This is a genomic window from Pseudomonas sp. SORGH_AS_0211, from assembly GCF_031453455.1.
Classification (GTDB): Bacteria; Pseudomonadota; Gammaproteobacteria; order Pseudomonadales; family Pseudomonadaceae; genus Chryseomonas; species Chryseomonas aestiva.
The window spans coordinates 4,598,566-4,610,567 of record NZ_JAVIZV010000001.1; the positions used below are offsets into that span (position 1 = coordinate 4,598,566).

At 66.8% G+C, this 12,002-nt stretch carries 11 protein-coding genes and 2 pseudogenes; 4 read left to right on the plus strand and 9 right to left on the minus strand.

Features of this window, described 5'->3' with window-relative positions; genetic code table 11:
• Positions 1-56: 56 nt before the first annotated feature.
• Positions 57-2,069: a DNA helicase Rep gene (gene rep, locus QE393_RS21250; RefSeq protein WP_273805676.1), complete on the minus strand. Its 2,013-nt coding sequence runs from the start codon at positions 2,067-2,069 to the stop codon at positions 57-59.
• 59 nt (positions 2,070-2,128) lie between these two features.
• A complete protein-coding gene (locus tag QE393_RS21255; protein WP_310045487.1) occupies positions 2,129-2,821 on the minus strand; it encodes a hypothetical protein in 693 nt (230 codons plus the stop codon).
• Between the two features lie 172 nt (positions 2,822-2,993).
• On the opposite strand from QE393_RS21255, the gene QE393_RS21260 reads away from it, so the two are divergent.
• Positions 2,994-3,578, plus strand: a complete 585-nt coding sequence (locus QE393_RS21260) for a flavin reductase family protein (RefSeq protein ID WP_310045488.1) — start codon at positions 2,994-2,996, stop codon at positions 3,576-3,578.
• A 39-nt stretch (positions 3,579-3,617) separates the two neighbouring features.
• On the opposite strand, the pseudogene QE393_RS22705 reads toward QE393_RS21260, so the two are convergent.
• From QE393_RS22705 to QE393_RS21285, 6 genes and pseudogenes are all read right to left on the minus strand, one after another.
• Positions 3,618-4,184: pseudogene (locus QE393_RS22705) on the minus strand (methyl-accepting chemotaxis protein); the annotation flags it as partial.
• Between the two features lie 132 nt (positions 4,185-4,316).
• Positions 4,317-5,579: pseudogene (locus QE393_RS22710) on the minus strand (methyl-accepting chemotaxis protein); the annotation flags it as partial.
• A gap of 100 nt (positions 5,580-5,679) precedes the next feature.
• Positions 5,680-6,009, minus strand: a complete 330-nt coding sequence (locus tag QE393_RS21270) for an Arc family DNA-binding protein (RefSeq protein ID WP_273805680.1) — start codon at positions 6,007-6,009, stop codon at positions 5,680-5,682.
• 29 nt (positions 6,010-6,038) lie between these two features.
• A complete protein-coding gene (locus QE393_RS21275) occupies positions 6,039-6,680 on the minus strand; it encodes a LysE family translocator (RefSeq protein ID WP_158893854.1) in 642 nt (213 codons plus the stop codon).
• A gap of 1 nt (position 6,681) precedes the next feature.
• A complete protein-coding gene (locus QE393_RS21280) occupies positions 6,682-7,452 on the minus strand; it encodes a 2OG-Fe(II) oxygenase (RefSeq protein WP_310045493.1) in 771 nt (256 codons plus the stop codon).
• Positions 7,453-7,487: 35 nt separating this feature from the next.
• Positions 7,488-8,126 (minus strand): alanyl-tRNA editing protein, encoded by a 639-nt coding sequence (locus QE393_RS21285; protein WP_310045495.1) that lies wholly within the window; start codon positions 8,124-8,126, stop codon positions 7,488-7,490.
• A gap of 92 nt (positions 8,127-8,218) precedes the next feature.
• On the opposite strand from QE393_RS21285, the gene QE393_RS21290 reads away from it, so the two are divergent.
• The 3 genes from QE393_RS21290 to QE393_RS21300 all read left to right on the plus strand — a co-directional run bounded on the left by QE393_RS21290 (position 8,219) and on the right by QE393_RS21300 (position 11,370).
• The gene (locus QE393_RS21290; RefSeq protein WP_273805683.1) at positions 8,219-9,202 is read left to right on the plus strand and encodes a LysR family transcriptional regulator; all 984 of its coding nucleotides are present in this window, start codon (positions 8,219-8,221) and stop codon (positions 9,200-9,202) included.
• A gap of 201 nt (positions 9,203-9,403) precedes the next feature.
• The gene (locus QE393_RS21295) at positions 9,404-10,804 is read left to right on the plus strand and encodes a sugar porter family MFS transporter (protein WP_133862027.1); all 1,401 of its coding nucleotides are present in this window, start codon (positions 9,404-9,406) and stop codon (positions 10,802-10,804) included.
• A 77-nt stretch (positions 10,805-10,881) separates the two neighbouring features.
• A complete protein-coding gene (locus QE393_RS21300) occupies positions 10,882-11,370 on the plus strand; it encodes a UPF0158 family protein (protein ID WP_310045497.1) in 489 nt (162 codons plus the stop codon).
• An 87-nt stretch (positions 11,371-11,457) separates the two neighbouring features.
• Here QE393_RS21300 and QE393_RS21305 read toward each other — a convergent pair whose 3' ends face one another.
• Positions 11,458-11,982 (minus strand): glycine cleavage system protein R, encoded by a 525-nt coding sequence (locus QE393_RS21305; RefSeq protein ID WP_273805686.1) that lies wholly within the window; start codon positions 11,980-11,982, stop codon positions 11,458-11,460.
• Positions 11,983-12,002 lie beyond the last annotated feature (20 nt).

The window sequence follows — 12,002 nt, forward strand, 5'->3', positions numbered from 1 at the left end:
GGCGGTGTCGTTTTGGGGGAGCGGCAGTGGGTGAGGGTCATTGCCGGAAGAAATCCTCAACCCCGCTTGAGCATCGCCCGCATCGCCGCCAGGGCGTCGTTGCCGCGGGCGGCCTTCTGTTCCTGGGGCGCTTCTTCCAGGCCTTCCCACTGCAGGTCCTCGGGTGGCAGTTCGTCGAGGAAGCGACTGGGGGTGCAGTCGATCAGCTCGCCGTACTGCTTGCGCCGGGTGGCGTAGGTGAAGGCCAGGGTCTGGCGCGCGCGGGTGATGCCCACGTAGGCCAGGCGGCGCTCCTCCTCGATGGTGTCGGCCTCGATGCTGGAGCGGTGCGGCAGGATTTCCTCTTCCATGCCCATGATGAACACATAGGGGAATTCCAGGCCCTTGGAGGCGTGCAGGGTCATCATCTGCACCCCGTCGGCGCCTTCCTCTTCTTCCTGCTGGCGTTCGAGCATGTCGCGCAGGACCAGCTTGGCGATGGCGTCCTCGATGGTCATCTGGCCGTCTTCATCTTTTTCCAGGATGTTCTTCAAGGCATCCAGGAGGAACCAGACGTTGCCCATGCGGAAGTCGGCGACCTTGTCGGAGCTGGCGTTCTGGCGGATCCAGTTCTCGTAGTCGATATCCATCACCATGCTGCGCAGGGCGCCGATGGGATCCTCGCCCGCGCAGTTCTTGCGGACGCCGTCCATCCAGCGCTTGAAGCGCGACAGGCGTTCGGTGAAGCGGGCGTCCAGGTGCTCGCCCAGGCCGATCTCGTCGGCGGCGGCGTACATCGAGCGATCCCGGCTGCCGGCATAGTTGCCGAGCTTTTCCAGGGTGGTGGAGCCGATCTCCCGGCGCGGCACGTTGATGACCCGCAGGAAGGCGTTGTCGTCGTCCGGATTCACCAGCAGGCGCAGGTAGGACATCACGTCCTTGACCTCCTGGCGGGCGAAGAAGCTGGTGCCGCCGGAGAGCCGGTAGGGAATCTGGTGGTGCTGGAGCTTGAGCTCCATCAGCTTGGCCTGGTGGTTGCCGCGATAGAGGATGGCGAAATCCGCGTAGGGCCGCTGGGTCTTGAGGTGCAGCGTGAGGATCTCCAGGGCGATGCGCTCGGCCTCGCCATCCTCGTTCTTGCAGCGCAATACCCGGATTGGATCGCCGTGGCCCATCTCGCTCCACAGCTGCTTCTCGAACACGTGGGGGTTGTTGGCGATGAGCACGTTGGCGCACTTGAGGATGCGACTGGTGGAGCGGTAGTTCTGCTCCAGCATCACCACCTTGAGCGAGGGAAAGTCGTCCTTGAGCTGCATCAGGTTTTCCGGTCGCGCGCCGCGCCAGGCGTAGATCGACTGATCGTCGTCGCCCACCACGGTGAACTGGGCGCGCTCCTGCACCAGCATCTTCACCAGCAGGTACTGGCTGGTGTTGGTGTCCTGGTATTCGTCCACCAGCATATAGCGGATGCGATTGCGCCAGCGCTCCAGCACCTCGGGATGCTCCTGGAACAACTTGACCGGCATCAGGATGAGGTCGTCGAAGTCGACCGCGTTGTAGGCCTTGAGGGTGCGCTGGTAGTGCAGGTAGACCACCGCGGCGGTCTGCTCCTTGGGCGTGCGCGCCTTTTCCAGGGCTTCTTCCGGCAGGATGAGGTCGTTCTTCCAGTTGCCGATGTAGTTCTTGATCTCGTCCAGGCCGTCGTCGCCCTGGTATTCCTTCTGCATGATGTCGGTGAGCAGCGCCTTGATGTCGCCCTCGTCGAAGATCGAGAAGCCCGGCTTGTAGCCCAGGTGCACGTACTCGCGGCGGATGATGTTCAGCCCGAGGTTGTGGAAGGTCGAGACGGTCAGGCCACGGCCCTCGCCGGCTTTCAGCAGGCTGGCCACCCGCGCCTTCATCTCGCGCGCCGCCTTGTTGGTAAAGGTCACGGCGCAGATGTACTGGGCGCGGACGCCGCACTGCTGCACCAGGTAGGCGATCTTGCGGGTGATGACGCTGGTCTTGCCGGAGCCGGCACCGGCCAGCACCAGCAGGGGACCGCTGATGTAGGCCACGGCTTCGGCCTGGCGGGGATTGAGCTTGGACATGGCGGACCGGGGTGACGACGCTGGGCGGGGGATTCTACCAGCGCCGGTCAGCCCTGGTCTCAGGGCTTGGGCGGTGGCGCGACGAAGGTCAGCTGGCGCGGATAGCCGTACTTCTCGCCGGGCAGCACCGGGCTGTCGAGGAACACCCCCATGCTGCGGCCGAATTCGCTGACGTGGGTGACGGCATAGTCCTGGCCGTCGGCCAGGCGGACGATGGCGCCCGGCTTGAATTCCTCGCGATTGCGCTCGGTGACCGGGATGGAAATGCCGGCGGCCTTGCGGTAGATGCCCTTGAGCCAGTCCTGGTTGGTGAAATCGTTGATCGGGGTGTTGAAGCGCCCCGGCAGGCGCTGCAGATGGCGCCCGGTACCGGGGGCGTCGTCCACCGCCAGGCGCCGGGGATAACCCACGGCCTCGGCATCCAGCGGCTTGCCCTCGATGAACACGGCCAGGTTGTCGCCGACCCGCTGGACCTCGGTGATGGCGCGCCACTCACCGTCGCCCAGCTGGACCTGCCGTCCGCTGATGAAGCCCTCGACGTTGGCCGGGGTCGCCGGAATAGTCACGCCGGCCACCCGGCGCAGGACGCCACGATCCCAGTCTTCGTTGCTGAAGTCGTTGATGGAGCTGGAGAGGAGTGGCTGGGTAGCGGAAGTCGCGTGCGATGGGCTGGCGGTCTGTGCCTGGGCCAGCGGCAGACCAAGACAGCAGGCGCAGAACAGCAGGACGGAGCGAGCCAGGCGAGTGGGCATAGAGGTCATCCTTAACGCAGGTTTCTTGTCGGTCCCATACCGGGAGTGGGCGATAGACCCCTGATGTCCCCCGGCGTTTGGCGAGCGCGGCGCAAAGCGGCAATTTTTCACCCTCGCGGCGCCGAACGGCAAGGGCTGCGTTAACCTGGGCTTTTCCCGCGGGAGTCCATCCATGAATTCGACCCTTGCCGCCGTCCCCCTGGCCAAGGCCTATCGCCTGCTCAACCACGGTCCCACGGTGCTGGTCAGCGCCGCCCACGCCGGCCGGCGCAACGTCATGGCCGCAGCCTGGGCCATGGCGGTGGATTTCGAGCCGGGCAAGGTGGCGGTGGTGCTCGACAAGCAGACCTGGACCCGCGAACTGCTGGCAGCCGAGGGCAGCTTCGTGCTCAGCGTGCCCTGCGCCGACCAGGTGGATCTGGTGCAGACAGTAGGCAATACCAGCGGTCGCGAGCTGGACAAGTTCGCCGCCTACGGCATCGAGACGCTGGCCGGCGAACAGGTCGGCGCGCCGCTGATCGCCGACTGCGTGGCCTGGCTGGAATGCCGCTTGCTGCCCGAGGCGCACAACCAGCAAGGCTACGACCTGTTTCTCGGTGAGGTACTCGCCGCCCGGGCCGATACCCGGGTGTTTCGCGAAGGCCGCTGGGATTTTCGCGGCCAGGATGGCCTGCGCACCCTGCACCACGTCGCCGGCGGTCACTTCCTGGTGATCGGCGACGGTATCCAGGGGCAGATGCTGAAGCCGAAAGCCTGAGACCGCCGACGCCAGTGCCTGGCGCCGGCGCGGCCGGGGTCAGACGCGGAAGCGCGCGACCATCTGCTGCAGATCGCCGCCCAGGCGGGCCAGTTCGTTGACCGATGCCGCGGCGTGGGCGTTGGCAGTGGCCGATTCCTCGGCCAGGCCGCTGACCTTGACCACGTTGCCGTTGATTTCCTCGGCCACCAGGCTCTGCTCCTCCACCGCGGTGGCGATCTGCTGGTTGAGACCCTGGATCTCCGCTACCGCCTGGTAGATGACCTCCAGGGCGCGCTCGGCGTCCTGGGCCAGGGTCACGGTGCCCAGGGTACGGTCGCGACTGGCCTGCATCCGCGCGCTGGCCTCGGTGGTGCCCTGCTGCAGGGTGGCGATGAGTTCGCCGATTTCCTGGGTGGACTCCTGGGTCCGCTGGGCCAGGGAGCGGACCTCGTCGGCCACCACGGCAAAGCCGCGGCCCTGTTCGCCGGCGCGAGCGGCTTCGATCGCGGCGTTGAGCGCCAGCAGGTTGGTCTGCTCGGCGATCGCCTTGATCACGTCGATGACGCTGCCGATGCGACCGCTGGCGGTGTCCAGGCGCTCCATGGCAGCGCCCAGGCCCTGCACCTCTTCGGCGGCCAGGGTGATTTCCTGGGCCGCGCGCTTGACCGTGCGACTGCCTTCGCGGGCCATGCTATCGGCGTTCTGCGCGGCGCTGGAGGCGTTGGCGGTGTTTTGCGCGACGTTGTGCACCGTGGCCGCCATCTCATTCATGGCGGTGGCCACCTGATGCATCTCGTCGCGCTGCTGGGTGGCGCCGCGGCTGGTCTGGACGCCAAAGGCCGAGAGTTCGTCGGCCGCGCTGCTGAGCTGTCCCACGCCGCTGGCGATGCCACCGACCAGCTGGCGCAGGTCATCGGCCATGGCCTGGGTGGTGCGTTGCAGTTCGCCCAGCTCGTCACGCCGATTGATCTCGCTGCGCTGGGTGAGATCGCCAGCGGCGACGCGCTTGAGCATGGCCATGGCGGTCGCCAGCGGCTGGGTGATCTGGCGGGTGATCAGCCAGGCGGCGGCGATGCCGATCAGCAGGGCGATCAGGCTGCTCAGCAGCAGCTTGAGCAGGGCGGCCTGGCGCTCGGCCGCGGCGGACTTGAGCTGGCCTTCGCCCAGCTGGTCCAGCAGCTGCACCAGCTTGTTGCCCTGCTCCTGGAGGCTGGCAACGGCGGCCTGGGCCTGGCGATTCTGGGCGACGATGGATTCGAAGAAGGCGCGATAGCGGGTCACGTCCTGGGTGGCGCTGTAGAGGCGCGCGGCGGTGTCGCCGTCGATCTGCTTCTGGGCGCTGGCCAGGGTCTTGAGCAGCTCGTCGATGACCTTGAGGGTCGCCTGGGACTTGCTGTCATCGGGGGTGCCGAGGAAGCGGCGGATGGCCAGGCGCACCCCGACCATCTGCGCCTTCATCTCGGCCATGGCCTTGAGGTCGGCGGTGCTGTAGCTGCCACCCGGAGCAAAGACCAATTCGAACAGCTGGTCGAGGGTCTCGGTAACGGTATCGGAGACCCGGGTCAGTTCCTTTTGCGCATCGGCGCTGGTCTGGTTGGCCTGTTGCAGGGCAGCGAAGCGCTCCTGATAGGTCTTCATCTCCTGCTGGATGCTGCCCAGGATGGCGACGTTGGCCGGGTTGGTCAGCAGGGTGAGGCCCTTGCCGATGTCTGCCGTCACCCTGGCCAGGGTGGCCTGTTGCCGGGTGCCGTTGGCGGCGCTGGGATCGAGCAGATAGGCCTTTTCGTCGATCCTGACGTCGAGCACGTCGGCCTTGAGCTGACCGCTGTAGCGCGTCTTGTTGATACGCTCGAGCAGGGTGTTGGCGGTGAAATAGCCGAACAGCGCCACCACCGTCACCATGACCAGCAAGGCACCGAAGCCCAGCGCCAGCTTCTTGGAAATGCCGAGATTGCTCAGCCAGGAGGCTTTGGATACAGACATGGGAATTCCGGAAGAGAGTACGAAGACCCCCTTCATCGGCCGTCCCGATCGATACTTGAAAGCCGCACGTCAGGGCCGCCTGGATCGCGGCCCCGCCGCGGACGGCGGGCGCCGTCCGCGGTGCTGCCGGATGGCTTCAGGCGGTTTCGCGGTTGTGCACGGGAACGGGCAACTCCAGCTCCAGCACCGAGATCAGCGCATTCTGCTGACGCTCGTTGAGCTGGCGAAAGCGCTGCAGCAGCAGTTGCTCGCTGGCATTGAGCAGCTCGTCGTCCGCTTCGACATGTTGCTGCTCCAGCACGCCGTCCTGTACCAGGCTGCGTTCCAGCCAGGCGACGATCTCGGTGTTCATGCTGTGCCGATGGGAACGGGCCACGGCGGCGATGCGTTCACGCATCCCGTCGGGCAGGCGGACGACGAACTTTTCCGTGGGAATACCGGCGGGAGCGCGGTGGACGTAGGGCATGGAGGACCTCCAATACGAATGGACTGACGTCAAAGCGCCGACAACAGCAGTCGACCGGCGAAGAAAACCAGCACCAGGCCCATGGTTCTCTCGAACCAGTGGCCCAGGCGCAGGAAGGTCTGGCGAACGCGCGGACTGGAAAACAGCAGGCTGACCAGGGCGAACCAGCCGGCGTTGACCGCGCACATCCACAGGCCATAGAGGCCCTGGACGGTCAGCGGCGTGCTGCCGCTGACCACGGTGGTGAAGATGGCCAGGAAGAACAGGGTGGCCTTGGGATTGGTGGCGTTGGTCAGGAAGCCGGTGAGGAAGGCCTTGCCGGGCGACTGCCGCTGCAGGTCGGCCTGCTGCCATTGGCTGTCGTCCAGCGGCGCGGCGGTGGGCTTGCTGCGGATCAGGTTGAAGCCCAGCCAGAGGATGTAGGCGCCGCCGACCACCTTGGCGACCCCCAGCAGCCAGGGCGTGGCGTGCATCAGGGCGCCGATGCCGAGCAGGGTGTAGAGCACGTGGACCGAGATCCCGGCGCCGATGCCCAGGGCGGTGCACAGGCCGATCAGGCGCCCGTATCTCACGCTCTGCCGCACGGTCACGGCGAAATCCGGACCGGGCGCCAGCACGGCGAGGAAGTGGATGGTCGCCAGGGCGAGGAATTCGCTCAGGTAGGGGGACATGTCAGCTCCAGTACGTGAGGGGTTCGGCCGCCCCGCGATAGCCCACGAAGCACGACAGCGACAGCCGTGGCTGGTCGTTGCCGGGCGTCACGGCGTGCATGCGGCGGGAATTGAAGAGAATCAGGTCGCCCGGTTCGGGGCGGATGGTCAGGCAGGGCGGGCCGAGCCGGTCGGGCTCGATGCCGTAGCTGTCGCCGCGCAGGGCGTCGAAGGCCGCCGGCGACAGCTCGCGTGACCAGAGCTGCAGTTCGCCACCCAGGCTGGGCATGGTCAGGTAGACGTTGCAGGCCAGCTGGGTGACCAGGCTTTCGGCTTCCTCGCTGCCCGGCGCGTCCTTGGCGAAGATGTCGTGGTGGGCGAGAAAGCGCACCCCCGGCTTCACCACCCGCGACAGGCCGACGTACATCTTGCGGCCCCAGAGGGTCTGCAGGCGGGCGCCGGCGGGCCAGACCTCGTCGAGGGTGCAGCGCACCAGGTCGATGGGATTGAGATAGGGGCGGCAGCGCCGGCGCAATTCTTCCAGGTTGCCGGCGACGCTGGCGAAATAGTCGTCCATCTGCGCGCGCTGGTGTTCCGCCTCGTAGAAGGCCATGCCGATGCGGCCGATACTGGGGGCGTTGGTGTAGGTGGCGAAGCCGTTGCCGAGGATCTGCTGGCCGAGGTCGTCGGCCAGCGGGCGCGGCACGAAGCGGCGCACCCGCACCGCCAGCAGGCGTTCTTCGGTGAGGCGGAGCAGGCTCTCGGTGTCGAGAGCGTCGAGTTCGAGCAGCATGGCGCTTCCTTTCTGCGGGTGAGGTGAGCGGTTGATCAGGCGCCAGCCATGTCGTAGCTCACCAGCAGGCGTCCCTTCTTTTCCTTGACGCCCAGGGCGCTCAGGGCGCCTACCGCGCGCAGCGAGCGCACGTGGGTGCCGCCGCAGGCATAGCGCGCCACGTCCTCGCCAAAGCGCACCTGGCGCTGGCCATCGGCCTGCACCTCGACGTGCAGCGGCAGGTCTTCTGCCACCAGGGCGTCGAAGTGCGCCTGCAGGACTTCGCTGTTCAGCGGTTGCGACGCCTCGCCCGGGATGAATTCGATGCGGCCTTCACCCGGCCAGTGATGGGCCTTGACCGGCTTCCAGCCATGGCTCTCGCCGATGTGGCCGAGCAGGTGCCCGGCCGAATGCAGCCGCGAATGCAGCTGGCGCCGGTCTTCGTCGACCCGGGCCAGCACGCGGCCGGGCGACAGGGGGCGGGTGGTGTGGTGCAGGATGCGGTCGCCGTCCTGGACCACCCGGGTCACCTCGGCGGTGCCGATCCAGCCGGTGTCGCTGGGCTGCCCGCCGCCCTGGGGATGGAAGGGCGTGGCCAGCAATTCGACGACATAACCGTCCTCGGCGGCGCTACAGGCGTGGACCTCGACCTCGGCGATCAGGCTGTCGCTCAGAAAATACAGGCGCTCGGTCATACGTCTACTACCTAGAAAACGAGAAACATCCTCATTCTAAAGAGCGCACGCAAGGGTGATAATCCACCCTCTCTCCAAAGGAATTTTGCGCTGTGAGCATAAATCTTCCCCTGCCGCTGCTCAGCGAGATGGCCATTTTCGTGCGGGTGGTGGAGAGCGGCAGCTTCTCTGCGGCGGCCCGTCAGCTCGGTCTGACCCCGTCTTCCACCAGTCGCAGCGTGGCACGCCTGGAGAAGGCCCTGGGCACGCGCCTGCTCAATCGCAGTACGCGCAAGCTGCGGCTGTCGGAGGCTGGGGAGGAGGTTTTTCGGCGCTGCAGCGACATGGTCGGCGCCGCGCGGGCGGTGCTGGAGGTCAGTGGCCAGTTCAACCAGGCGCCGGCCGGCATCGTCCGGCTGTCGGTACCCAAGGCGGTGGGCAGCACGGTGATCCATCCGCACATGGCCGACTTCCTGCGGCGCTACCCGGCGGTGGACGTGCAGTTGCTGCTGGAGGACCGCTATGTCGATCTGATCGACGAGAACGTCGACCTGGCCATCCGCATCACCGACCGGCCACCGCCCGGACTGGTGGGCCGCCAGTTGCTGACCATCGAGCACCTGCTCTGCGCCACGCCGCAGTATCTGGCCGAGCACGGTCGGCCCGCCCATCCCCGCGATCTGGCCGGGCACAGCTGCATCTACCTGGCGGAAGAGCCGGCCGATTCACGCTGGAAATTCCGCCAGGGCGCCAAGGTGGTCCACGTCAATGTGCGCGGGCGCTATGCCGCCAACCACACCGGGGTGCGCCTGGACGCGGTGCTCAACCACATCGGCATCGGCAGCCTGCCGCTGTTCACCGCCCAGGCGGCCCTGGCCCGAGGCGAGATCGTCCAGGTGCTGCCGGAGTGGTCCTTTCTGCCGCACTACCATGGCGGCGCCTGGCTGCTCTATCCGGCGACCCGTCACCTGCCGCCCAAGCTCAAGGTGTTCATCGACTTTCTGGTCGAGCGCCTGGGCGACCAGGCGCTGCGCCCCGGCCAGGGTGCCGCCGCGCTGCCCGAGCAGCGCTTCCAGGAATTGACCATCGGCAGCTAGGCCACATCCGATCCGTCTTTCGTGATGCTTTTCACAAGTCCTGTTACAACTGGCGGTATTAGGTGAAACGATTCACCTAACGTTTCTCTGCCTGCCGCATCGCGCTTTTCTCTGGGCCATGCTCCCCCACGGCCCGCCTGCGCGGGTGGATCGGGTTGCCACCGCGATCCTTGCCCTGGCAAAACAAGAAAGGATTTCCCCATGCTCGCTTCATCACCCTCGCTCGCCGCACCCGTGGCGGCCACCCCGCGCAAGGGGCTGGTCGTGCTCATCGCCGTGATCGCCGCCCTCGGCGGCCTGCTGTTCGGCTACGACACCGGCATCATCGGCGTCGCCCTGCTCGGCCTCGGCCGCGAATTCGCCATGGACGACACCGTCAAGCAGCTGGTGACCGGCGCCATCATCTTTGGCGCCCTGTTCGGCTGCCTCGGTACCGGCCCGATCTCCGACCGCCTCGGCCGTCGCAAGACCATCATCGGCGTGGCCCTGGTGTTCGCCCTGGGCTCGGTGCTTTCGGCACTGTCGCCCAACGTCACCCTGCTGATCCTGTCGCGATTCCTGCTCGGCCTGTCGGCCGGCAGCTCCACCCAGATCATTCCGGTGTACATCGCCGAGGTAGCGCCGCCGGAGCACCGCGGCAAGCTGGTGGTGCTGTTCCAGTTCATGGTGGTGTTCGGCATCACCGTGGCCTACTTCACCGGCTTCGCCCTGGACGAGCACTGGCGCTGGATGTTCGGCCTCGGCCTGGTGCCGGCGCTGATCCTGCTGGCGGGCATGACGGTGCTGCCGGAAAGTCCGCGCTGGCTGCTGGTCAAGGGCCGCGAGGCTGACGCCCTGGCGGTGCTGGAGCGGGTCCGCGGTGGCAAGGCCGCGGCCGAGGCCGAACTGGCCGAGATCAAGACCGTGAGCAACGCGCCGGAAGGCAACTGGAGCGATCTGTTCTCGCCCTGGGTGCGTCCGGCCCTGCTGGTGGGCGCCGGCATCGCCATGTTCTCGCAGATCACCGGCAACAATGCGCTGATCTACTATGCACCGACCATCCTCACCCAGGCCGGCTTCTCCGACCAGACCGCGGTGCTGGCCACCGGCTGCAGCACCATCCTGGTGGTGATCATGACCGTGGTCGGCAGCTTCCTGGTGGATCGCATCGGTCGCCGCCGCTATCTGCTGACGCTGATTCCCGGCTCCATCGTCGCCCTGGCGATCATGGGCTACCTGTTCCAGGGCGCCGGTCCCCAGACCGACGTGGAGCGCTGGACGGTGGTGGCCTGCCTGGCCGCCTACCTGATGCTCAACTGCGGCGGTTTCGGTGTCTGCATCTGGCTGATCAACGCCGAGGTCTATCCGCTGTTCGTGCGCGGCAAGGGTGCCAGCGTCGGTGCCTTCAGCCACTGGGGCTTCGACCTGCTGGTGACCCTCACCACCCTGAGCCTGGTGACCAAGCTGGGCGCCGCCCACACCTTCTGGCTCTATGCCGGGATTTCCCTGGTGGCGCTGCTGTTCATCTGGCGCCTGGTGCCGGAGACCAAGGGCAAGAGCCTGGAGCAGATCGAGCACGACCTGCGCGAGCGGCGCTTCTTTCCCTATCAGCGGAAGGGCTGAACGCGAGCTCCGGTACCAGGGTCGCAACAGGAGCGGAGGTAACCTCCGCTCCTGTTCGCCTGTGCCGGAGTCCTGCCATGCGCGCCCTCACCCTCGACCTCGATCTGCTGGCTGCCGCCCTCGACAGCCGGGAGCGAGGCACCCACTTCCTCGACCTTGCAAGCGGCGCCCTGCGCCTGCTCGATCCGGACGACCTCAGTCTGGAGGAACGCGAGGAACTGGAAGATCCCGAACGCTACCTGCCGCTGCCGCGCCTGACCCAGGAGGATCGCCTGGAGCTACGCGAAGCCTTTCTGCACCAGCTGCGCCATCCCCACGCCCAGCCGCTCCTGCGTGCCGCCCTGGAGAGCCGCCGGCCGATTCGTACCTTCGACTACGAACTGGACCTCTTTCCCTCGGTACGCGAGGCCTGGCAGGCCTTCGCCCTGAATCGCCTCAAGGAGGAGGTGCTGGTACTGCTGGACGAAGCCGGCCTGGAAGCCCTGCCGGCGGATGGACGGATGCCGCTGCCGGACGATGTCCCCGAGGGTATCCGGCGGCGGTTGGAGAAGGGGCGGGAGCGGTGAGCGGCACCCTGCTGCGAGATCACCGAAGTGCGCCTTTAACGTCGATTAAAGACCTTTATAGATCTGTATAGATCGGTCTGTGCGGCGCTAGTCATGCCCGTGCCGATAGAGCTTGAGTTCCACCATCAGGTCGTCGGTGAGGGTTTCCAGGTGGGCCTGCAGGGCCTCGAGCTCGAGGTCCGCCGGAAGCGCCAGCAGGGCGGTGGCGTGAAACAGCACCTCGCTGCTCATGGGTGCCGGGCGGGTCTCGGTGGACAGGCGCTCGACGTTGACGCCCACCTGATGCAGCGCCCGGGTGATGTCGCGGACGATGCCGACGCGGTCGTTGCCCAGCAGGTCGAGCTGCACCAGCGGTGCACCCACCGCAGCCGGCTGGCCCGGCTCGCCCACCAGGATGCGCAGGCCGGGAATGGCCAGCTGCTGCAGGGTCTCCACCAGGCCGTTGCGCAATTCCGGTTCCACTTCCACCGAGAGGATGCCGGCGAACTGCCCGGCCAGGTGGGCCATGCGGCTTTCCAGCCAGTTGCCGCCCTGGGCGGCCACGCAGTCGGCCAGGGCTTCCACCAGACCGGGGCGATCGGGGGCGATGACGGTCAGGACCAGGTGTTCCATGGCGGGCTCCAGGGCGGGCA

Bases quoted from the DNA above. Each gene is read 5' to 3' on its own strand.
- rep (WP_273805676.1), bottom strand. From the start codon at position 2,069: ATGTCCAAGCTCAATCCCCGCCAGGCCGAAGCCGTGGCCTACATCAGC.
- QE393_RS21300 (WP_310045497.1), top strand. From the start codon at position 10,882: ATGCGCGCCCTCACCCTCGACCTCGATCTGCTGGCTGCCGCCCTCGAC.
- QE393_RS21285 (WP_310045495.1), bottom strand. From the start codon at position 8,126: ATGACCGAGCGCCTGTATTTTCTGAGCGACAGCCTGATCGCCGAGGTC.
- QE393_RS21280 (WP_310045493.1), bottom strand. From the start codon at position 7,452: ATGCTGCTCGAACTCGACGCTCTCGACACCGAGAGCCTGCTCCGCCTC.
- QE393_RS21270 (WP_273805680.1), bottom strand. From the start codon at position 6,009: ATGCCCTACGTCCACCGCGCTCCCGCCGGTATTCCCACGGAAAAGTTC.
- QE393_RS21295 (WP_133862027.1), top strand. From the start codon at position 9,404: ATGCTCGCTTCATCACCCTCGCTCGCCGCACCCGTGGCGGCCACCCCG.
- QE393_RS21260 (WP_310045488.1), top strand. From the start codon at position 2,994: ATGAATTCGACCCTTGCCGCCGTCCCCCTGGCCAAGGCCTATCGCCTG.
- QE393_RS21275 (WP_158893854.1), bottom strand. From the start codon at position 6,680: ATGTCCCCCTACCTGAGCGAATTCCTCGCCCTGGCGACCATCCACTTC.
- QE393_RS21305 (WP_273805686.1), bottom strand. From the start codon at position 11,982: ATGGAACACCTGGTCCTGACCGTCATCGCCCCCGATCGCCCCGGTCTG.
- QE393_RS21255 (WP_310045487.1), bottom strand. From the start codon at position 2,821: ATGCCCACTCGCCTGGCTCGCTCCGTCCTGCTGTTCTGCGCCTGCTGT.